The sequence below is a fragment of the Pseudomonas sp. P4_C1 genome (genome assembly GCF_056402155.1).
In genome coordinates this window covers 1-19,338 of sequence record NZ_JBFUHY010000087.1, presented here as the reverse complement: position 1 = coordinate 19,338, position 19,338 = coordinate 1, and the positions used below count along the sequence as shown (strand labels likewise).

Here is a 19,338-nt window from a genome sequence, read left to right as displayed (position 1 = left end):
CCATAGAGCATTGGAACCACCTGATCCCATCCCGAACTCAGCAGTGAAACGATGCATCGCCGATGGTAGTGTGGGGTTTCCCCATGTGAGAGTAGGTCATCGTCAAGATTAAATTCCGAAACCCCTATCTGCGTACGCAGGTAGGGGTTTTGTTTTTGTCTTCAGGAAATCGAAACTACTGCCCCAGCCGCTCCAGCGTGTGCGTCAACGGTTCCAGCGACACACAGATAAATCCATCAAGCGGCCGATTGAGTTCCTCTACCAGCAAGATGGTTGCCCCCGTCGACAGGGCACACATCAACAGTACGACGACAATGGTGCCGTTGCATGGTGCAAACAGGCCGAACGAGCCGAAGATAATCGCCAGCCATGTCACCAGGATCACCAGCATCACCGGTGGAATCGATTGATTGGCCTGTAGCAGGGTCAGCCAGCGGGTGGCAAACACGGTGTCCATGTCCCGCAACGCCTTGGCTTTGAGCGAGCGCTGATCATCGTTGCCGGGCGTCAGTGACTCGACCTGGCGTTGCAGGCCTTCGGAGCGACGGATCATTTCGGGGCTATCGAGTTTTTCAATCTGCTGGTGATCGCGGGTCGCGAGCACTTGGGTGACTTCGGCGTAGTTGTGCTTGAGCTCGGTGCGGATACCCTGGGTGTCGGTGCCGTAACGGGCCAGCAAGCGGTCGAACTGAACCACTTTCGCCGCCGCGCCCTCCAGTTCGGCATTGGCTGTATCGAATGTGCCTTTGGCAGAGGAAACGAGCAGGCCGAGGACCAGCGCCGACATCGTTGCGATGAGGCCGGTGGCCAGCTTCACCACCGCCACGGAGTCATCGCTCAGATGATGGCTTGGTAATCGTTCCCTCACGTACGAGCCCAGAAGTGCGCTGGCGGACAGGCAGGCGAAAACGATGAGGGCGATCACCACGTCATTCAAATTCAACCTCCGTTGACGCTGTCTTCCGTGGGGAGATATCTACTGGTACTTGATCACGATGCCCTTGAGTTTGCGTCCCTCGATGGTCGTCACGTCGCGAGCCCACAGCGGCCCGCTGGCATAGGCGCCCACTGCCTGAATGTGGTCATAGACGACCACCACGGCGTTGCCACCGAGTTTGGCGGATTCTACCCGCAGCTTCTGTTCGACTTCGGTAATCGGCGGGGCAGGGTCGATGCTGGCGTCGATCAGCACTTCACCCAGGCGCACATGCGGACGTGAAGGCTCGGAGCGTAGCACCACGACCTGGTCGGGCGATGTCGGTGCGGGGTGTTCTACGCCGACATAGGCGGTGGTCTGTGCATCGACAGTGGCGCAGCCATTGAGGGTCAGCAGGCTGGTGATCAGTCCACCTGCCAGTAGCAAGTATTTGGAACGAGGGGACCAGGACAGGACATGGGCCGGCATAGTGGGTTTGCTCCTTGGTTGCGCTGCTATCCATGTGGCTAGTTGACGGTAGCAGACAGACCGGGAGTTGCCAGAAAGCCCAACCTTTTCAGGTTGGGCTTTTATCCTTGAAGACTGTGGTTCGACAAAGGCCGTTCACTGATCCTTTTCGCAATTGACCATCCACGACACACCAAAACGGTCGACCAGCATGCCAAAGCGCGCCGCCCAGAACGTGGTCTCCAGTGGCATTTGCACAGAGCCACCACCCGCCAGTGCATTGAAGACCCGCTCGGCCTCGGCAATGCTGTCGACGTTGAGTGAAATCGAACAGGCACTCATTTTATCCACGGGGCGATCCGGTGTGGTGTCCGAGCCCATGATGGCCTGATCGCCCACGATCAGGCGGGTATGGATGATCAGGTTGTGCAGATCTTTGGGGAAATGTTCACCTGCAGGGGTTTCACCGAAGGTCAGCATGGCTTCGAGCTGGCCTTGCAGGCACTGCGCATAGAACGTGAAGGCGTCTTTGCAGTCGCCGTTGAAGATAAGGTAGGGATTGATTTTCATGGTCGGCTCCGGGTGCTCGAGTTCATTCATCGGTTTGGACGCCGGTTTTTTCGGCGAATTCCGATTGTGTCGAGCCGACAAGCAAAGCGCTAAATCTTTGTCGACGCTTGTGTTTCTTTAGATGTTTTTTCGATAGGACGCGCGAGGCTTATCGCCTCCGGCACACGCCGTGGCGCCAGCACACGTTCGATGGCGCCGCTGACCATGCTCTCCAGCAACTCATCGCGCTCCTGCTCGTCCAGCACATGGGGTGTCAGCCAGCTGGGAGCGCTGTTGAGCAGGGCGCCAATGGCATGCCCGGCGGCCAGCAGGCCTTGCTCGCTGAAACGGGACTTCGCGCCCAGCATCTTCAGCAGCGTACGTTCGTATTGCTCGCGCAATTGTTGAACCCGTGCCTGTTGCTCTTCGTTCAGGCAACCGCTGTCGCGCTCCACCAGGCGGAAATGCCAAGGCATCTCCCGATGCAGATTCAGATGGGCGCGGATCAGGCTGTTGAGTTTGTCGCGCTTGCCCGGGGCCTTTTGCTGGATACGTGCCAGGGTGGCCAGCAGTTCCTCGTAGAACTCTTCAATCAGGTCGAGCAGCAGATGCTGTTTGCTCGGGTAATGGTGATACAGCGAGCCTGGGGAGAGCCCCAGGCACGTCGCGAGCTCACGCATGCCGACCTGGCCGAACCCCTTGCAGGCAAACAGCTCCAGGACCTTGTCCCGGTACTCGGCAAAGCGCGAGCAACGCTCAGGCATAGGCATGGAAGCCGCGCCCCGTTTTGCGTCCCAGGTAACCGGCAGCGACCATTTCCTTGAGCAGCGGCGCCGGGCGATATTTGCTGTCGTTGAAACCGTCATAGAAGGCTTCGAGGATCGACAACAGGGTGTCCAGGCCAATCAGGTCCGCCAGGGCCAACGGGCCGATAGGCTGATTGCAGCCCAGGCGCATGCCGGCGTCGATGTCTTCGGCGCTGGCCAGGCCTTCCTGGAACACCAGGATCGCTTCGTTGATCATCGGCACCAGGATGCGGTTGACCACGAAGCCCGGGCGGTTGCCGGCGGTGATCGCGGTTTTGCCGAGGGTGGTCGCCATGTCCAGCGCCAGTTGGTGGGTCGCGTCACTGGTTTGCAGGCCGCGGATGACTTCGATCAGGCCCATCACCGGCACCGGGTTGAAGAAATGCAGGCCGATGAAGCGCTCAGGCTGGCTGACACTGGCGGCGAGTTGGGTGATCGACAGCGACGAGGTGTTGGAGGCAATGACACATTCGCTGCTGACCTGTGTTGCGATCTGTTGCAGTACACGCAGTTTCAGATCGAGATTTTCAGTGGCCGCTTCGATGACCAATTGCGCGTCACCCAGGACACTGTAATCGGTGCTGGTGCGGATTTTGTCGAGGGTGGCTTGTTTCTGCTCCACCGTCAGGGTTTGCTTGGCGATCTGCCGGTCCAGGTTTTTACCGACCGTTGCGACGGCTTTTTGCAAAGCGCTTTCGGATATGTCGAGCAAGGTCACGTTGAAACCGGCCATGGCACAGACTTGTGCGATGCCGTTGCCCATGGTGCCCGCACCGATCACGCCGATGTTTTGCAGATTCATCTTCCCATCCTTCGATCAAACCCTGCGATACCTTGGCCGCGACTGCAGCCGAAGGCGTACTATTGCCGCGAGTCTAGAGCCGGCAGGGCGGTTGTCCTATGCCAAAACTGTTCAACGGCACTGATGTTTTTTGCCATTCGGGTGATGAGAGAGAAACGAACCAATGCGGGAAAAGGACTCGGTTGCCGCCTATTTCGTGCAGGCAATGATCCACGGGCTGAGGGATGATCCGCAGCGCGTGACGGCCGTGCTCGAACAGGCGTGCATTGATCCGGCGGTCATGCACCAACCCACGGCGCGGGTGCCGGCCAATGCGTTTGCGGCGCTGTGGCTGATCCAGATCCGCGAACTCGACGACGAGTTTTTCGGGCTCGACTCCCATGGCATGCCGCCAGGCAGTTTCGCCCTGATTTGCCGTGCCCTGATTCAGGAGCCCGATTTGCACAAGGCCATGCGTCAATGCCTGGCCAACTTCGGCTTGTTCCTGCACGACTTTCGCGGCTCGCTGGCCGTGCGTGGCAAGCGTGCGGTGATCAGCCTGGAAACCCGCTCGACGGACAACGATGCCAGCCGGTTCGGTGAAGAAACCTTCCTGGTGTTGATGATCAGCCTGCTGTGCTGGCTGGGCGGGCGGCGCATTCCCATTGATCGCGCGGACTTCCGCCATTCGCGCCTGTCGCTGGGTGACGATCGCCTGCTTTGGGGCCCCAACCTGACCTTTGGTGCCGAGCGCACCGAAATCGAATTTGCCAGCCACTACTTGCGCCTGCCAGTGGTTCAGGACCTGGCGTCGTTGAAAGTGTTTCTGCGTACCGCGCCGCAATGGTTGGTGATCCGCTTCCGTAACCAGCATGGCCTGGCATCGCAGGTTCATCAGCGCTTGCGCGGCAGTCATTACAGTGAGTGGCCGACGTTGCAGGCCTTTGCCCTGGAACAGCACCTGAGCCCCAGCACCTTTCGCCGCAAACTGGAGCGTGAAGGCTGCTCCTACCAGGAAATCAAGGACGARGTACGGCGTGGCGTGGCCTTTGAGCAATTGCGTCAGAGCGATGCGAGCATCAGCGATATCGCCGAGCAACTGGGTTTCCAGGAACCCAGCGCCTTCCATCGGGCGTTCAAGAAGTGGACCGGGGAAAGCCCGGGGCGCTATCGGGCCCGTTATCAGGGGGAGCAGGGCGCAAAGGTCGCCGCCCTTCAGGAGTCCTGCGAGCCCTGAGCCACCGCCGGCCCGGCCACTTGATGAGGGCTTGCCCTCATCAAGCCATCGAGGGCCTGACGATACTGACTGCCGCCCAGGCTCATGCTGTTGTTGTGTGTGCCGCCGGGTACCAGCAGCAGGCGCTTGGGTTCATGGGCGGCATTGAACAGTTGCTGGCTGAATCGTGAGGGCATGAACGGGTCGGCCAGGCCGTGCACCACCAGCAGCGGCATGTCGATGTCGACGATCTTGTCGATAGAGTCGAACTTCTGCGACAACAGCCAGCGCACCGGCAGCCCGTTCACCGGCAGATTGTTGTTGGCCACTTCCGCGACCGCATCGCCCAACGAAGTGAAAGAAGACTCGATGACCAGACCGCGCACCGGCACGGGGATGTGCTGCTGTTTCGCCTGTGCGGCCAGGTCTGCCGCGAGTTCGATGGCCACTGCGCCGCCCAGTGAATGCCCGTAGATCAGACGCTTGCTGGCGTCCGGTTGCATCGCTGTAAAGCGCTCCCAGGCGACGCGTGCGTCTTCATAAACACTGGCTTCCGAGGGCAAATCCCCTTTGCTCTGACCAAAGCCACGGTAGTCGATGGCCAACACCGAATAGCCCATGGCCCGCAATTGCTCGATGCGAAACGCCTGGCCCGTAAGGTTCCAGCGCACACCATGCAGGTAGAGGATTGACGGCGCATCGCGGCGTGCCGCGGGCCACCACCAGGCATGCAGGTTCTGCCCGGCCTTGAAGCTGGCGGGCTTGATCTCGAACTCCTGAACGTCTTGCGGCAGGCCGCGATACCAGCCTGCCGTGCCCGGTTCGATGCGGAACAGCAACTCGCGCTCTTTATATCTGAGCGCCCCACAACTCACCGGCAAGCCGACGACCAGCACGGTCATGCACAACCACGACAACCAGCGTCGGCGTAGGTGAGCGAGGAGGGGAGCAGGCATTGGACGGTCCAACAGAACGTGAAGCACGGGTTTTAACAGATGTGCCCCTGCGTCAGGGGATTTTTCCGACCATCGTTGACACGCACTGGTTGACTGAGCAATCGGCTGCCGAGTTCCAGCAATAGCGCTACCACAATGGCTCCGGCGGCAATCACGAACATCAAGGCATGATGGCCACCACTGGTATTGAACAGCGCCGAATAAGCAAACCCCGAGAAGGCCTGGAACGTCGCGAACGACACGGTGGCGCGGCTCCAGGCAATCTGCTGCTGGTGATGGTTGGGGATCAATTCATGCACCCGGGCCAACGCCAGCGGCACGATGCCGGGCGGGAAGGAGCCGAGGATCACCGCCAGTAAAGCCAGTGCCGCGAACGAACTGCTGATCGATAAGAGGCCAACCGCCAACGCCTGTATTACCAGCACGATGCGGATCCCCGTTTTCGCGCCCAGTTGGTCGGCCAGAAAACCGTAACTCACTGGCCCGACAATCGCGCCAAGGCCATACATCACCCAGATCAGCGCGCCGACATGCGCCCCGGCATTGAGCCCGCGGGCGACGTAATCCACCAGGAACACCATGGCCGGCACCAGTCCGGCGGCCATGAACGCGTATTGGGCGAACAGCAGGTAAACGCTCGGGTCGGTGGGGGCAGGCGACGAGGTATCCGACGGCGCAGCGGCGACCGGGTGCGCAGCGGTTGGCCAGCCAAACCAACTGGCGGCAGTGAGAACCAGGGCCAACAAGCCAAGGCCGAACCAGGTTTGCTGCAAGCCGAGGCTCAACAGCGGCGGCACGATCGTCCCCGAGCCGGCAATGCCCAAGCCGATGCCAAGGAATATCGCACCGCTGGCCAGGCCCCTGCGGGTCGCCGGTACGTGAGGCAATACGGTTCCCGCCACCAACACCATGATCGCGCCACCGGCGATCCCCGACAGCAGGCGCCAGCCGAAGAACCAGCTCATCGACAACGGAAAACCACAGGCGAAAAACGCCAGCGTCACTGCCAGCATCATCAGGCGCAGGGCGGTTTTGTTTGAGGTCCGGCGTGCCAGTGGATGGCCAATCAGTGCGCCGATCAGGTAACCCACCAGATTGGCGGCGCCGAGGTACACCACGTCGCTGGCGGAAAACCAGTGGGCCTGGATCAGCGAGGGAATCAGCGGCGTATAGGCGAAACGCGCCAGGCCGATGCTGACCAGGCTGGCGCAGAGGCCGGCGAAGATCGGCAGCCAGATCGCGCGGGCTGCAGGAATAAGGGGTGCAGGAGTAAGGGGAGCAGATGAGCTGTGCATGTGCATAGTCCTGTGGGGAACTCAGGCCTTCAGCATATCGAGATTATTTGAAGCATTAACGCAGCGATTACGCGCTATGCTGATGCGTAAATGCATCATCAGGAGAGCGCTATGAATTGGGATGACGCCCGGGTATTTCTCGCGGTTTGCCGTGAATCGACGTTGCGTGGTGCGGCGCGGGTGTTGGGGGTCGACCAGGCCACGGTCGGTCGGCGCATCACGGCGCTGGAAAAGTCATTGAGTGCGACCTTGTTCCTGCGTACCTCCGACGGTTATGCGCTGACGGCTGTCGGTGAAGCGGCGCTCAAGGCGGTGGAGAAAATGGAGCATTCGGCGCTGGAGCTGGAGCGCCAGATCCAGGGCCTGGACGATCGCCTGACCGGCACGGTGCGGGTCAGCACCACCGACTCTCTGGCGATCGATTTCCTGATCCCGGCGATTGCCCGCCTGCATCGACAACACCCGGATGTACGGGTGCAGCTGGACGCCACCACGCAGATTCTCAGCCTGGCAAAACGCGAGGCGGACATCGCCGTACGCAACACCCGACCGGAGAACCCGGACCTGATCGCCCGGCGCATCGCCCGCTGGCCGGTGGGTCTGTTTGCCTCGCAAGCCTATGTCGATGCCCACGGCGTGCCGGAGCCCGGGTCGGCGTTCGCCGGGCATGACCTGGTGGTGTATCAACCGTACTTGCAGGGCAACAAGGACCTGACGCTGGTCTCGGAACCGGTGGCGCGCGGGCGGATTGTCGCCAGCCTCAGTTCCAGCCTGCTGGTGCGCCGTTCGATTGCTGCGGGGATAGGGGTCGGGGAAATTCCGGTGTACATCGGGGAGAAAGAGGGGCTGGTCAGGTTGTGGCCGGAGCGCTCGCGGCCGTTACCCTATGACATCTGGCTGGTGACCCACGCGGACCTGCGGCATACGGCCAGGGTCCGGGCGGTCATTGATGAGATTGTCGCGGGGTTTGCCGGGACTGGCGAGTAATTTCAGGTGGCAAAAAATCCTGTGGGAGCGAGCTTGCTCGCGATGGCGGAGTGTCAGACGACATCACTGTTGAATGACACAACGCATCGCGAGCAAGCTCGCTCCCACAGGGATCTACCACAGGGATCTGTCATGGCATTTCCGGCAGTTCCTGTGGGCGCAGGTCGAACACCAGCACTTCGGCATCCACGCCGTTGCTCAAGGTCAGCGCCTGTTCATCACGAACCCGCACACCGTCACCTTCCTGCAACAACACACCGTTGAGTTCGACGCTGCCCCGGGCCACGTGCACATAGGCGTAGCGGTTGGCGGCGAGTTCCAGGGTGGCGCTTTCCTTGCCGTCGATCAGGCCGGCATACACCCGTGCATCCTGACGCACCTTCAACGAACCCTTGGCACCGTCCGGCGAGATGATCAGTTGCAGGCGCCCGCGTTTTTTCTGGGTGCTGAAGTGCTCTTGCTGATAACGCGGTTTGGCGCCACTGACGTCGGGCACGATCCAGATCTGCAGAAAGTGCACCGGCCGGGTGCTGGAGTGGTTGAACTCACTGTGGGCCACGCCGCTGCCTGCGCTCATCAGTTGCACGTCGCCGGGGCGGATCACCGAACCGGTGCCCAGTGTGTCCTTGTGTTCCAGGGCACCTTCAAGCACATAGGAGAAAATCTCCATGTCGCGGTGCGGGTGCTGGCCGAAGCCTTTACCGGCGGCGACGCGGTCGTCGTTGATCACCAACAGGTCGGAAAAACCCTGCTCTTTCGGGTTGCGATAACTGGCGAAGGAAAAGGTATGGAACGACTTCAACCAGCCGTGATTGGCCAGGCCACGATCCGAGGCTTTGCGAAGAGTCAGCATGATCAAATCTCCTTTCAAGACGTGAATTCGTCCGAGTGAGGAGAAGGTTAATGTTTATCTAAGGATGCAATAAGTAGATGAAAATTGTAATACTGTCTCTTTAAGGTTGACAGTATTCGGGCGCGAATAAGCTATTCTTTTCCGACGTTTGACCTGTGTTTGGTCATAATGCACACATCCCTGATACCGGGCGCAAACTCTGTGGGAGCGAGCCTGCTCGCGAAGGCGTAGTGTCAGTCGCTATCAACTTTGGCTGATACACCGCTTTCGCGAGCAGGCTCGCTCCTACAAGGGGCTGGCGCTCGGCGACCGACCTTCTATGATCCCAGTGAATTCCAATCCATGAAAACCGTGGCAATGGTGCTGTTTCCCGACTTTCTCCTGCTCGACATGGCCGGGCCCATGGAAGTGTTTTCCATCGCCAATCGTTATCTGAAACCCGACGATCACTATGTGTTGTCGACCATCGGCACCGAGCACGGCGCGCTGCGGGCGTCCAACGGGGTGAGCGTGCATGCCGACCGGCACATCGATCAGGCCTGCGAGGGTTTTGATTTGCTGCTGGTGCCCGGTGGTCCCGGTGCCTACAACGAAAGGCATCCGCCGTTGCTCGACTGGCTCAGGCACAACGTCAGCCGGTCCGCTGGTTATGGTTCCATCTGCACCGGGGCGTTCGTGCTGGGGCATGCGGGTTTGCTCGACGGCTATCGCGTTACCACCCACTGGCACTACACCGAGCGGCTGATCAAGGGCTTTCCGAAGGCGACCGTCGAGACCGATCAGATCTTCGTCCAGGACCGCAACCTGATCACTTCCGGTGGTGTCACCGCCGGGATCGACCTGGCCTTGGCGGTGGTGGCCCGGGACCATGGCAAAAAAGTCGCCCAGGACGTGGCCAAGGTGTTGCTGGTGGTGATGAAGCGCCAGGGCGGACAGGCGCAGTTCAGCCCGTTGATGGCGGCGGTGGCGCCTCATGAAACGGCGATTACCCGGGTGCAGAACCATGTGCTTGAACATCTCGATGAAACCTATAGCATCGAGCGCATGGCGGGTCTGGCCAACATGAGCCCGCGTCACTTCGCCAGGGTGTTCGCCCGGGAAGTGAACATGACGCCGATGGAGTTTCTGCAAAGCGCGCGCATCGATTGCGCCAGGAACCTGCTGGAAACCACCGAGTTGCCGCTCAAGACCGTGGCGTTCAAAAGTGGCTTCGGCAGTGTGCGGCACATGCGTTTTCTGTTCAGTGAAAAGCTCGGCCTGACCCCGGCCCAATACCGCGAGCAGTTCAGCTAGCGCGTATGTCCGTCGTGCGCACCGCAATGGCCGTGACGCTCCCTCCGCGGCAGTTGTACCGTCACCGAGGCCTGCCAAGATACCGCTGAACTCATTGCAAGGACGGTGCGGAGCCTGGGCTGGAAGCCAGGTTTCCAGCGGGTGACTGCCCATGAACAGCCTCAGAGATATAAACAGCGAAGCGGTGCTGCAATTCGGGCCCTATGCTTTCCACCTCAGTCAGCGACTGGTGCTGGAGGGCGATCGACCGCTGCGCCTGGGTGGCCGCGCCCTTGACGTGTTGCAGGTGCTGGTCGAGCACGCAGGTTCAGTGGTCAGCAAGGAAGAGTTGATTGCGCAGGTCTGGCCGCGCTCCGTGGTCGAAGAGATCAACCTGCGGGTACACATTGCCGCCCTGCGTCGTGCCCTGGGCGATGGGCAGAACGGCCAGTGCTACATCGTCAACATTCCCCAGCGCGGCTACAGTTTTGTCGCCCCGGTGCAGCTTTCGCCAGAGCCTGTAGCGTTCCCGAGCGGGACCGTACAAAAGCTCCTGCACAACCTGCCGGCGCGGCTCACGCCGATTACCGGGCGCGATGCGGTTGTCGGCAGCCTGGTGCGGCAGTTGCCGGTGCGCCGATTCATGACCCTGGTCGGGCCTTGCGGGATCGGCAAGACCACCGTGGCGTTGCGCGTGGCCGAACTGTTGTTGCAGCACTATCGGCATGGCGTGTGGCTGGTGGACCTGGCGGCGATCGACGACCCGGCGCAAGTGACTGATTACCTCACTCGAACCCTTGAACTTAAGGTCGGCACCACGCTGGAGACGCTGGCGCAGCGGCATGCCTTGTTGGTGCTCGACAACTGCGAACACCTGCTCGAACGCTGCCAAACGTTGATCGAGACACTGCTGCACTCGATGCCCCGGCTGTCGATCCTCGCCACCAGCCGCGAGCCACTCAAGGCGTCTGGCGAAACCGTATTGCGTCTGCCACCGCTGGCGGTGCCGCCGGTGTCAGGGCTGCGCAGCGTCGCCGAGGTCATGGGCTATTCGGCGGTGCAGTTGTTCGTCAGCCGTGCCCGGGCTCGATTGCACGGGTTCACCCTGCGCGAACAAGACCTCAGGACCGTACGGGATATCTGCCGACGCCTCGATGGCCTGCCGCTGGCGATTGAACTGGCCGCGGCGCAAATCGATGCGTTGGCGCTGGTGGGGTTGCAAGCGCAACTCGACAACTGTTTTCAGCTGCTGACTCAGGGCCGCCGCACAGCCGTTCCCCGACATCAGACCCTCAAAGCCGCTCTGGATTGGAGCTACGAACGGTTGACTGCCGTGGAGCAAACCGTGTTGCAGCGTCTGGCGGTGTTCAAAATGGCGTTTACCCAGGCCGCAGCGATTGGCGTGATCAGCTGCGACGGGTTGCCCGCCGCCGAGCTGATCGAGGTGATGGAGAACCTCGCTCTCAAGTCACTGCTGTCCCAGGAGCAGGGCGGTGGTGTGACCCGTTACCGCTTCCTCAATACCACCCGCACCTACGCACTGGAAAAACTCGAACTCAGTGGCGATTTGCGCGCCCTTGAAATGCGTTATGCCGGCTACATCAGTCAAGCGCGCTGGCCTTCAGACGGGCAGGTGGCATTGCAACTCGTCGAGTAGCCGGCGAACCGTCATCAGGTCAGGCGTGGCAAAACCTTCGGTGAAGCGCTCGTAGATCGGTGCCAGCAGGTCATACGCCCTTTGGCGGTGGCCTTGACGCTGCCACAGTTGCGCCAGCGAGGTGGCGCTGCGCAGCTCCCAGGCCAGTGCACCCTGAGTTCTGGCCACGTTGAGTGCCTTGAGCAGCACGGTTTCGGCCGTCGCGGCGTTGACCGGGCAATCCGTTGCCAGCAACGTCTTGGCCCTGGCCCGCAGAATCTCTGCGGTGCTCCAGCCCGACACACCGTTTTGTGCGCGTTCGAGCAAATCATCGTCGACGCAGGTCGAATCCAGCGTGACCATGATGTCTTTGATCAAACCGACACTTTGGTGGCCGGTTGGCCGAACATCGGTGCCACCGATCACCTGCGCGTAGTGTTGCGCCCAGTTGTAGAACAGCAGGACCGAGTGTTTCTGCGCCTGTTCCAACAGCAGGCGCAGGAGTTCGCGGGCGCTGCAGGTGTCGCCGTTGTAGTAAGCGATCAGGCAGCCGGAGAGCGCCAGGGTGTAGCAAATCGATGTGCCGTGGTTGATCTGCAATGCGATGTCCAGTGCCTGCCGGGCTGTGCGCCAGGCTTGTTCCGGTTGGCCTTGCAGCCAGAGGATGCGCGCGTGGATGGTTAGCGCCGCGACACTCTGGTCGTATTGCACGCCGAAACCATGGGTGAAACGGTTGAGATGACCGTTGTGGGCCATGTGTTGCAGCACCTGTTCGGCATGCTCCCGAGCCTGATGCTGGTCGCCGCAGAAGTGCAGGGCCAGTACCCGCAATCGATGCATGCTCAGGGACATCAGGGCGTCGTCCTGCAGCCCCAGTTGATCGAATTGCCGGCTTTGCTCCTGGGCCATCCGGTAATGACCGCAACAGAGATTGGCCGCCAGGTGACCGGAAATCGCCCGTAACTGGCCAGTCACATCGTTGCACTGTCGGGCCAGGCTGTAGGCGCTGACGAAGGCGCCGACGGTTTCGTCGGTGCCCCCCTGCGTGTGATAACAGGCGCTGCCCAGAGCCAGCATGAGGGCCATCTTCAGGCGCGGGCAAGGCTCGGGTGACTGCTCGAGCAAGGCCAGGGCCTTGCGCACATAACCGCCGTGTTCCTTGAGCAGTGACAACTCCTGCCACAGGGGAGTGGACTTCGCGGCCAGGCGTATCGCCAGTGCCTGCGGCCCTTGAGCGTGCAAACCCCAATCGAGGGTTGCACGGATGTCCTCCAGAGYCCGGCCATGGCGCTCGATCCACAGGTCGGTCGACGTTTTCTCCCAGTCGTCCTGCGCCTGTTGCATCAGCACGAGGCAGCGCTCGGCATGGCGTTCCCGCGTGCCGGGCAGGTCGGCGGTTTGCGCAAGTTTTTCCAGGGCGTAGCCGCGGGTGGTGTCGAGCAGACGGTAGTACACGTCTTCGTCGCCCACTTCCACGTTCAGTAACGACTTGGCGACCAGTTGCGTGATTGAACCGAACACCTCGCGCGGTTCTATGCGTTCGCCGACGATCACCGCCGCTGCCGACTCCAGGGTGAAGCCAGCACAAAACACACTCAGTCGGCGCAGGCAGGTCTTTTCGCAGGCAGTGAGCAGTTCGAAGCTCCAGTCCAATGTTGCACGCAGGGTCTGATGGCGTGCCAGGGGCGTCTGGCAGGACTGGTTCAGCAACCGGAAGCTGCTTTGCAACTGCGCCAGCAAGCCGTGCAATCCGAAGTTGCCCACTTGCGCTGCTGCCAGTTCGATGGCCAGTGGTATGCCGTCCAGTCGATGGCAAATGTCTATCAGCAGCGGCAGTTCATCATCAGTCAGTTCAAAGCTGTCGTGACTGKCCATGGCCCGCTCGACAAACAGTTGCAGGGCGGAAAAGGTCATGGCCTGGGCGCGGTCGAGGACAGCGATGGGTGGCGGGCAGTCGAGTGACTCCAGGCGCTGGACGAATTCCCCTTCGGCCCGCAGGCTCTCGCGGCTGGTGGCGAGGATGTGCACGTGCGGCGCACTGCGCAGAATGTCTTCGCTGAGCTGGGCAATGGCGTCGACCAAGTGTTCGCAGTTGTCGATGATCAGCAGCATGTGGCGATCGCGCAGAGCGTCTGCAAGCCCGTTCAGGGGGGCGTCGTCGTGCAGGGCCAGTTCGAGTAGCGTCGCCAGGTGACTGTTGATCATCAGCGGGCAGTTGATCGGGGCCAGGTCCAGCAGGTGAATGCCGTCGCGGTAGCGACCGATCATTTGTTCGGCGACCCGCAAGGCCACGGTGGTCTTGCCGATGCCGCCGGGGCCGACGAGGGTGATGAAACGCTGCTGGGGCAGTTGCTCCATCAGGTTGTCGACCAGCGTCTGCCGGCCGATCATGCGTGTGCGGCGCACCGGCAGGTTATGCCGGCTCGATGCGGTACGTGCGGGCTCCGGCGCTTGCCCGGCCTGTTCCAGTGAATGCGGTGCGACGAAGCTGTACCCGCGCTGGGCCACGGTGACGATGTAGCGCTGACCAGCCTGACCGTCGCCGAGCGCCTTGCGCAACGCGGCCATGTGCACCCGCAGGTTGATGTCTTCGACCACGCTGCTGGGCCAGACCCGGGCGATCAATTGTTGCTTGCTGACCACGTTGCCGGCCTGTTCCAGCAGGATCAACAGGATGTCCATGGCGCGCCGGCCCAGGCGCAAGGGCTGGTCGGCCTCCATCACCAGGCGTTGTCCGGGGTAGACCCGGTAGGGGCCGAAATGAACAGCCTGTTCGGGGGAAAGGGTCAACGAGTCGCTCCTGTTGCATCCGTCTGGTTCGCGGTTTTGGAGCATATTCCTCAGGTTTTTTACCCAGCGCAATGCGCCGCCCGGGTGACTGATGGGGGCAGGCATTGACTCTAACGCATCGGCCAATGGCTGTCGGTCCCGCGATCATTGGGCGCGACAGACGGACAGCAGTTGCCGAGGCTTTTTGCGCGCCATGGAAATTTAACAACGTTTAACTCGTCGCGTGTCCGGTTTGCGTCCAAAACTCGCTCCTACAAAGGGATTCTATCCATCGTAAGGACAGAGCAATGAGCAACGTGGTAGTGGTCTATCACAGTGGCTACGGGCACACCCGGGTCATGGCCGAAGCCGTGGCCGCGGGCGTGGAACGGCACCTGGGCAGCACCTGCCAGTTGATTCCGGTCGAGGAAGTGGACGAACACTGGGAGCGGCTGCACAACGCCGACGCCATCATCTTTGGCGCGCCGACCTACATGGGCAGCGCCTCGGCGGCCTTCAAGGGCTTCATGGAGGCCACGGCAGCGTTCTACCTGGCCCAGCCCTGGCGCGACAAACTCGCGGCGGGCTTCACCAATTCCGGCTGCCTGTGCGGCGACAAACTCAACACCTTGCTGCAGATGGCCGTGTTCGCCGCCCAGCACTCGATGATCTGGGTCGGCCTCGACCTGCTGCCGGCGCGTTCCAGCAGCGGCGCGTTCAACGGCCAACTCAATCGCCTGGGCAGCTCACTGGGCGCCATGGCCCAGTCGAATGTCGAACAATCCCCCGACGATGCCCCCCCGCCCGAGGATCGCTGCACCGCCGCGCACCTGGGCGAACGTGTGGCGCGCCTGGCGGATCGCATGAACCCGCTACCGGTTTGATTCACACCCCAACCCTCGTTAAGGAGGCATCACCCATGAGCACCTTCACTACCCGCGACGGCGTCGAGATTTACTACAAGGACTGGGGCACCGGTCAGCCGATTGTCTTCAGCCACGGCTGGCCGCTGAACGCCGACAGCTGGGAGTCGCAGATGATCTTCCTGGCCTCCAAGGGCTACAGGGTCATCGCCCACGACCGTCGCGGTCATGGGCGTTCCAGCCAGCCGTGGTCGGGCAATGACATGGACCATTACGCCGACGATCTGGCGCAGTTGATCGAGCTGCTCGATCTGCAAAACGCCGTGCTGTTCGGCTTCTCCACCGGCGGTGGCGAGGTGGCGCGTTACATCGGTCGCCACGGCACCGGCCGCGTGGCCAAGGCGGGGCTGATATCCGCCGTGCCACCACAGATGCTCAAAACCGAAGCCAACCCCGGCGGCCTGCCGCTGGAAGTGTTCGACGGCATCCGCCAGGCCTCGCTGGCCGACCGTTCGCAGCTGTACATCGACCTCGCCAGCGGCCCGTTCTTCGGCTTCAACAAGCCCGGCGCGAAACCGTCCCAGGGCATGATCGACTGGTTCTGGATGCAGGGCATGATGGCCGGCCACAAGAACGCCTATGACTGCATCAAGGCGTTCTCGGAAACCGACTTCACCGAAGACCTGAAGAAGTTCGACGTGCCGACCCTGGTGGTGCATGGCGACGCGGATCAGGTGGTGCCCTACGAAGCGGCGGGCGTCTCCTCCGCCAGGCTGGTGAAGGGCTCGACCCTGAAGATTTACCCGGGCGCCCCTCACGGTTTGACGGACACCCATAAGGATCAGCTGAACGCTGACCTGTTGGCGTTCTTGAAAGGTTAAAAAAGCCGGATCAAAAGATCGCAGGCTTCGCCAGCTCCTACAGGGTCGCGTGCATGCCCGTAGGAGCTGGCGAAGGCTGCGATCTTTTGCTTTTAAGGCCATGCACCACCTGACAGCGCCAGGCAAACGGATTGATGCCTTCGCTGCGGGTGAAGATGTGGCAGAAGTGCGCCTGATCGCAGAAGCCGCATTCAAGGCTGATCTGCGTAAGGCTCATGTCGGTGTACTGGATCAATTGCTTGGCCAGGACAATGCGCTGCTGACGGATCCAGTCCTGGGGCGAGAGGCCGGTGCTGCACTTGAACGCGCGGGAGAAGTGACTGCGCGAGAGGGCGCAGGCCTGTGCCAGTTCAGTGACTTCCAGGCTGTCGCCCAGACGTTCGAGGATCAGTTGCTTAACCAGTTTTTCGCGTTGCGGGCTGAGGCCGCCGGGGTGGGGCTTGCGAGGTTCGCTGGCAGGTGCGCGGGCGGTGATGTGCTGTGGGAAAGCCATGGCCATTGTCCGGTCGGGGGAGGAAAAGCGCTGGCGCCCGGTTCGAGCGATCAGCACCGTTACTCTGGAAAAAACAGTTCTGCGCTGAGGGCTTCATTGTTGGAGGCGCCCGCTGTGGCTGACGAGTTAAACGTTGTTAATTCCATGTCCGAGGCTGTGAACACAGCACATCGTTGCAAGTGCGGGCGACGTCGATGGGCACAAGATGCGCAATATGGAGCGGGCCACAACGGACCGTCGATTGGTTTGAAAAGGTGAACAGATGAAACGGACATGGCAGGGAACGCTGGGCGCCATCGGCCTGGTTCTGATATCCGCCAACGCGCTGGCCCAGGCGCCTGCGCAGGTGGGCACGCAAGTACCCGGTTACTTTCGGCTGGCACTGGGGGATTACGAAGTGACGGCGCTGTTCGACGGTTATAACGACCTGTCGCCGAAGCTGTTGCAAGGCATGAGCCAGAGCCAGATCCGCGCGCTGTTGGCCCGTCGTTCGATTGAAACCCCGGGTGTGCAGACCGCCTTCAACGCCTTTCTGGTCAACACTGGTAAACAGCTTGTCCTGATTGATACCGGGGCAGGGCAGTGCATCGGTCCTACCGCCGGCCAGCTCCCGGCCAACCTGCAAGCGGCCGGCTACAAACCGGAGCAGGTGGACGCCATCCTGATCACCCACCTGCACCTGGATCACGTCTGTGGCCTGGTGGACGGCCAACAGCAACCGGTGTTCGCCAACGCCACGGTGTACGCGGCCAAGGCCGAAGCCGACTACTGGCTCGACCCGCAGGCGTTGGCCAAGGCACCGGAAGCGGCCAAGGGCTACTTCAAAATCGCCCAGGATTCCACCGCGCCTTACGTGGCCGCCGGCCGATTCAAGACCTTCACCCCCGGCCAGTCACCGCTGCCGGGCGTGGTCGAGGCGCAACTGGAAGCCGGGCACACGCCGGGCAGCACCACGTACCGTTTCACCTCCCAAGGGCAAAGCATCCTGTTCATGGGCGACCTGGTGCACAACCTCGCCGTGCAGTTCCTGCACCCTGAGGTATCGATCGGTTTCGACGTCGACAGCCAGCATGCGATCAAAAGCCGCAACCAGGTGTTCAGTGCCGCTGCCGCCAGCAAGACCTGGGTGACTGCGGCGCACCTGCCATTTCCCGGCATCGGTCATATCACCGCCGAAGGCAAGCATTTCCAGTGGGTGCCGGTGGAGTACGGACCGTACAAACGAGCGGCGAACGTGCCGTTGATCGAGTAAAGTCGGCAGTTCTCGCGCCTGGCCGACCACACAAGGAACCCGAGCCTATGAACCGTAACGATCTGCGTCGCGTCGACATGAACCTGCTGGTGATTTTCGAAGCCCTGATGTTCGAAAAGAACCTGACCCGCGTCGCCGAAAAACTGTTCATGGGTCAGCCTGCGGTGAGCGCCGCGTTGGGGCGTTTGCGCGATCTGTTCGACGACCCGTTGCTGTTGCGCAACGGTCGCGGCATGGAACCGACGGCGCGGGCGTTGGCGATTCTCAAGGAATTGCAGCCGGCGATGGACACCATTTCCGGCGCGGTCAGCCGGGCCAAGGAATTCGATCCGGCGACCAGTTGCGATGTGTTCCGCATCGGTCTGTCGGACGATGCCGAGTTTGGTTTGTTTCCACCGTTGCTGCGTCAGTTGCAAGAGGAAGCGCCGGGCATCGTCGTGGTCGTGCGGCGGGCCAATTACCTGTTGATGCCGACGCTGCTGGCGTCGGGGGAAATCTCGGTGGGTGTGAGTTACACCACGGATCTTCCGGCCAATGCCAAGCGCAAGAAGCTGCGCGATATTCCCTGCAAAGTGCTGCGCGGCGACGCCCGGCCGGGGACGCTGACCCTGGACGAGTACTGCGAGCGGCCCCATGCGATGGTGTCGTTCTCGGGGGACTTGAGCGGCAATATCGATCTGGATCTGGCGAAGGTCGGGCGTAGTCGTCGAGTGGTGCTGGGGGTGCCGCAGTTCAGTGGATTGCGGGCGTTGCTCGCCGGTACCGAGATGATTGCCACCGTGCCGGATTATGCGGCGTGTGCGTTGGTGGAGGGATGTGGGTTGCGGGCCGAGGATCCGCCGTTCGAGATTGAGGCGGCGCAGTTGTCCATGGCCTGGAGCGGGGTGCATGACAATGATCCGGCGGAGCGGTGGTTGCGGTCGCGGATTGGTCAGTTCATGTCGGTGACTTTGGATATTCCGTAGCTGTAGACCTTGGCGGCCTATGGGCCGACCAGGCTGCTTTTTTGATTGAGTACATATCCGTTTTTTCGGTAACGGCGGCTGGCGGTTTCGCCCTGACGGCGAGTCACTTTTTTTACAAGCGCCTAAAAAAAGTAACCAAAAAAACGCTCGCCCCGAACGTACGGCCCCTCGCTGAGGCTCGGGGTTCCTTCGCTCCGGTATTCATCCGGGGGCATCGCCTCCGGTCGGCTTCGCTTCGACCTCCTCTCGATGTGTTCGGCTTCGCCGAACGGCGCTGCGCGCCTGCCCCCCGAATGAACACCTCCACTCAGCCTGCCGAGGGGGCGGGTGGATCAAGATCAAGAGCTGCAGGCGAGCTAACGCTCGGCCTGATGAGTGGG

General features: G+C 61.4%; 18 protein-coding genes and 1 rRNA gene. 9 read left to right on the top strand and 10 right to left on the bottom strand.

Features of this window, described 5'->3' with window-relative positions; genetic code table 11:
• Positions 1 to 108: ribosomal RNA gene (gene rrf, locus AC1DU9_RS26500) — 5S ribosomal RNA — on the top strand; the annotation flags it as partial.
• Positions 109 to 175: 67 nt separating this feature from the next.
• Here rrf and AC1DU9_RS26495 read toward each other — a convergent pair.
• From AC1DU9_RS26495 to AC1DU9_RS26475, 5 genes are all read right to left on the bottom strand, one after another.
• Positions 176 to 928: a bestrophin-like domain gene (locus tag AC1DU9_RS26495; protein WP_223463854.1), complete on the bottom strand. Its 753-nt coding sequence runs from the start codon at positions 926 to 928 to the stop codon at positions 176 to 178.
• Positions 929 to 976: 48 nt separating this feature from the next.
• Complete coding sequence (locus AC1DU9_RS26490; RefSeq protein ID WP_223463840.1) at positions 977 to 1,405, bottom strand: hypothetical protein; 429 nt, start codon at positions 1,403 to 1,405, stop codon at positions 977 to 979.
• 135 nt (positions 1,406 to 1,540) lie between these two features.
• A complete protein-coding gene (locus tag AC1DU9_RS26485) occupies positions 1,541 to 1,954 on the bottom strand; it encodes a VOC family protein (RefSeq protein ID WP_150674293.1) in 414 nt (137 codons plus the stop codon).
• An 89-nt stretch (positions 1,955 to 2,043) separates the two neighbouring features.
• Positions 2,044 to 2,703, bottom strand: a complete 660-nt coding sequence (locus tag AC1DU9_RS26480) for a TetR/AcrR family transcriptional regulator (protein WP_223463841.1) — start codon at positions 2,701 to 2,703, stop codon at positions 2,044 to 2,046.
• Entirely contained in the window at positions 2,690 to 3,541 is an 852-nt protein-coding gene (locus AC1DU9_RS26475; protein ID WP_477811023.1) for a 3-hydroxybutyryl-CoA dehydrogenase, read from the bottom strand. The genes AC1DU9_RS26480 and AC1DU9_RS26475 overlap by 14 nt, the downstream gene beginning before the upstream one ends.
• Before the next feature lie 163 nt (positions 3,542 to 3,704).
• Between AC1DU9_RS26475 and AC1DU9_RS26470 the strand changes: the two genes are divergently transcribed.
• Positions 3,705 to 4,757 (top strand): AraC family transcriptional regulator, encoded by a 1,053-nt coding sequence (locus AC1DU9_RS26470; RefSeq protein ID WP_477811022.1) that lies wholly within the window; start codon positions 3,705 to 3,707, stop codon positions 4,755 to 4,757.
• On the opposite strand, the gene AC1DU9_RS26465 is transcribed toward AC1DU9_RS26470, so the two are convergent.
• Positions 4,736 to 5,692, bottom strand: coding sequence for an alpha/beta hydrolase (locus AC1DU9_RS26465; protein WP_477811021.1), 957 nt, complete (start codon positions 5,690 to 5,692; stop codon positions 4,736 to 4,738). The two genes, AC1DU9_RS26470 and AC1DU9_RS26465, sit on opposite strands and share 22 nt — an antisense overlap.
• A gap of 32 nt (positions 5,693 to 5,724) precedes the next feature.
• The gene (locus AC1DU9_RS26460) at positions 5,725 to 6,987 is read right to left on the bottom strand and encodes a YbfB/YjiJ family MFS transporter (protein WP_477811020.1); all 1,263 of its coding nucleotides are present in this window, start codon (positions 6,985 to 6,987) and stop codon (positions 5,725 to 5,727) included.
• A 111-nt stretch (positions 6,988 to 7,098) separates the two neighbouring features.
• On the opposite strand from AC1DU9_RS26460, the gene AC1DU9_RS26455 reads away from it, so the two are divergent.
• Positions 7,099 to 7,974, top strand: a complete 876-nt coding sequence (locus AC1DU9_RS26455; RefSeq protein WP_223463845.1) for a LysR family transcriptional regulator — start codon at positions 7,099 to 7,101, stop codon at positions 7,972 to 7,974.
• Positions 7,975 to 8,104: 130 nt separating this feature from the next.
• Here the strand turns inward: AC1DU9_RS26455 and AC1DU9_RS26450 are convergent, their stop codons facing one another.
• Positions 8,105 to 8,827 (bottom strand): pirin family protein, encoded by a 723-nt coding sequence (locus tag AC1DU9_RS26450; protein WP_223463846.1) that lies wholly within the window; start codon positions 8,825 to 8,827, stop codon positions 8,105 to 8,107.
• Positions 8,828 to 9,169: 342 nt separating this feature from the next.
• Between AC1DU9_RS26450 and AC1DU9_RS26445 the strand changes: the two genes are divergently transcribed.
• Both AC1DU9_RS26445 and AC1DU9_RS26440 read left to right on the top strand, forming a co-directional pair.
• Positions 9,170 to 10,120: a GlxA family transcriptional regulator gene (locus AC1DU9_RS26445; protein WP_223463847.1), complete on the top strand. Its 951-nt coding sequence runs from the start codon at positions 9,170 to 9,172 to the stop codon at positions 10,118 to 10,120.
• Positions 10,121 to 10,271: 151 nt separating this feature from the next.
• On the top strand, positions 10,272 to 11,756 hold the full coding sequence (locus AC1DU9_RS26440; protein WP_223463848.1) for an ATP-binding protein: 1,485 nt from the start codon (positions 10,272 to 10,274) through the stop codon (positions 11,754 to 11,756).
• Here the strand turns inward: AC1DU9_RS26440 and AC1DU9_RS26435 are convergent.
• Positions 11,721 to 14,525: an ATP-binding protein gene (locus AC1DU9_RS26435; RefSeq protein WP_477811019.1), complete on the bottom strand. Its 2,805-nt coding sequence runs from the start codon at positions 14,523 to 14,525 to the stop codon at positions 11,721 to 11,723. The two genes, AC1DU9_RS26440 and AC1DU9_RS26435, sit on opposite strands and share 36 nt — an antisense overlap.
• A 287-nt stretch (positions 14,526 to 14,812) precedes the next feature.
• On the opposite strand from AC1DU9_RS26435, the gene AC1DU9_RS26430 reads away from it, so the two are divergent.
• Positions 14,813 to 15,388 (top strand): flavodoxin family protein, encoded by a 576-nt coding sequence (locus tag AC1DU9_RS26430; protein WP_223463850.1) that lies wholly within the window; start codon positions 14,813 to 14,815, stop codon positions 15,386 to 15,388.
• Positions 15,389 to 15,423: 35 nt separating this feature from the next.
• Positions 15,424 to 16,248: an alpha/beta fold hydrolase gene (locus tag AC1DU9_RS26425; protein WP_218432101.1), complete on the top strand. Its 825-nt coding sequence runs from the start codon at positions 15,424 to 15,426 to the stop codon at positions 16,246 to 16,248.
• Between the two features lie 37 nt (positions 16,249 to 16,285).
• Here AC1DU9_RS26425 and AC1DU9_RS26420 read toward each other — a convergent pair whose 3' ends face one another.
• Positions 16,286 to 16,741, bottom strand: a complete 456-nt coding sequence (locus AC1DU9_RS26420; protein ID WP_477811018.1) for a helix-turn-helix domain-containing protein — start codon at positions 16,739 to 16,741, stop codon at positions 16,286 to 16,288.
• 262 nt (positions 16,742 to 17,003) lie between these two features.
• Here AC1DU9_RS26420 and AC1DU9_RS26415 point away from each other — a divergent pair, with 262 nt between their 5' ends.
• Positions 17,004 to 17,993: an MBL fold metallo-hydrolase gene (locus AC1DU9_RS26415; protein WP_223463852.1), complete on the top strand. Its 990-nt coding sequence runs from the start codon at positions 17,004 to 17,006 to the stop codon at positions 17,991 to 17,993.
• Positions 17,994 to 18,040: 47 nt separating this feature from the next.
• Entirely contained in the window at positions 18,041 to 18,958 is a 918-nt protein-coding gene (locus AC1DU9_RS26410) for a LysR family transcriptional regulator (protein WP_223463853.1), read from the top strand.
• The last annotated feature ends 380 nt before the right edge of the window (positions 18,959 to 19,338 follow it).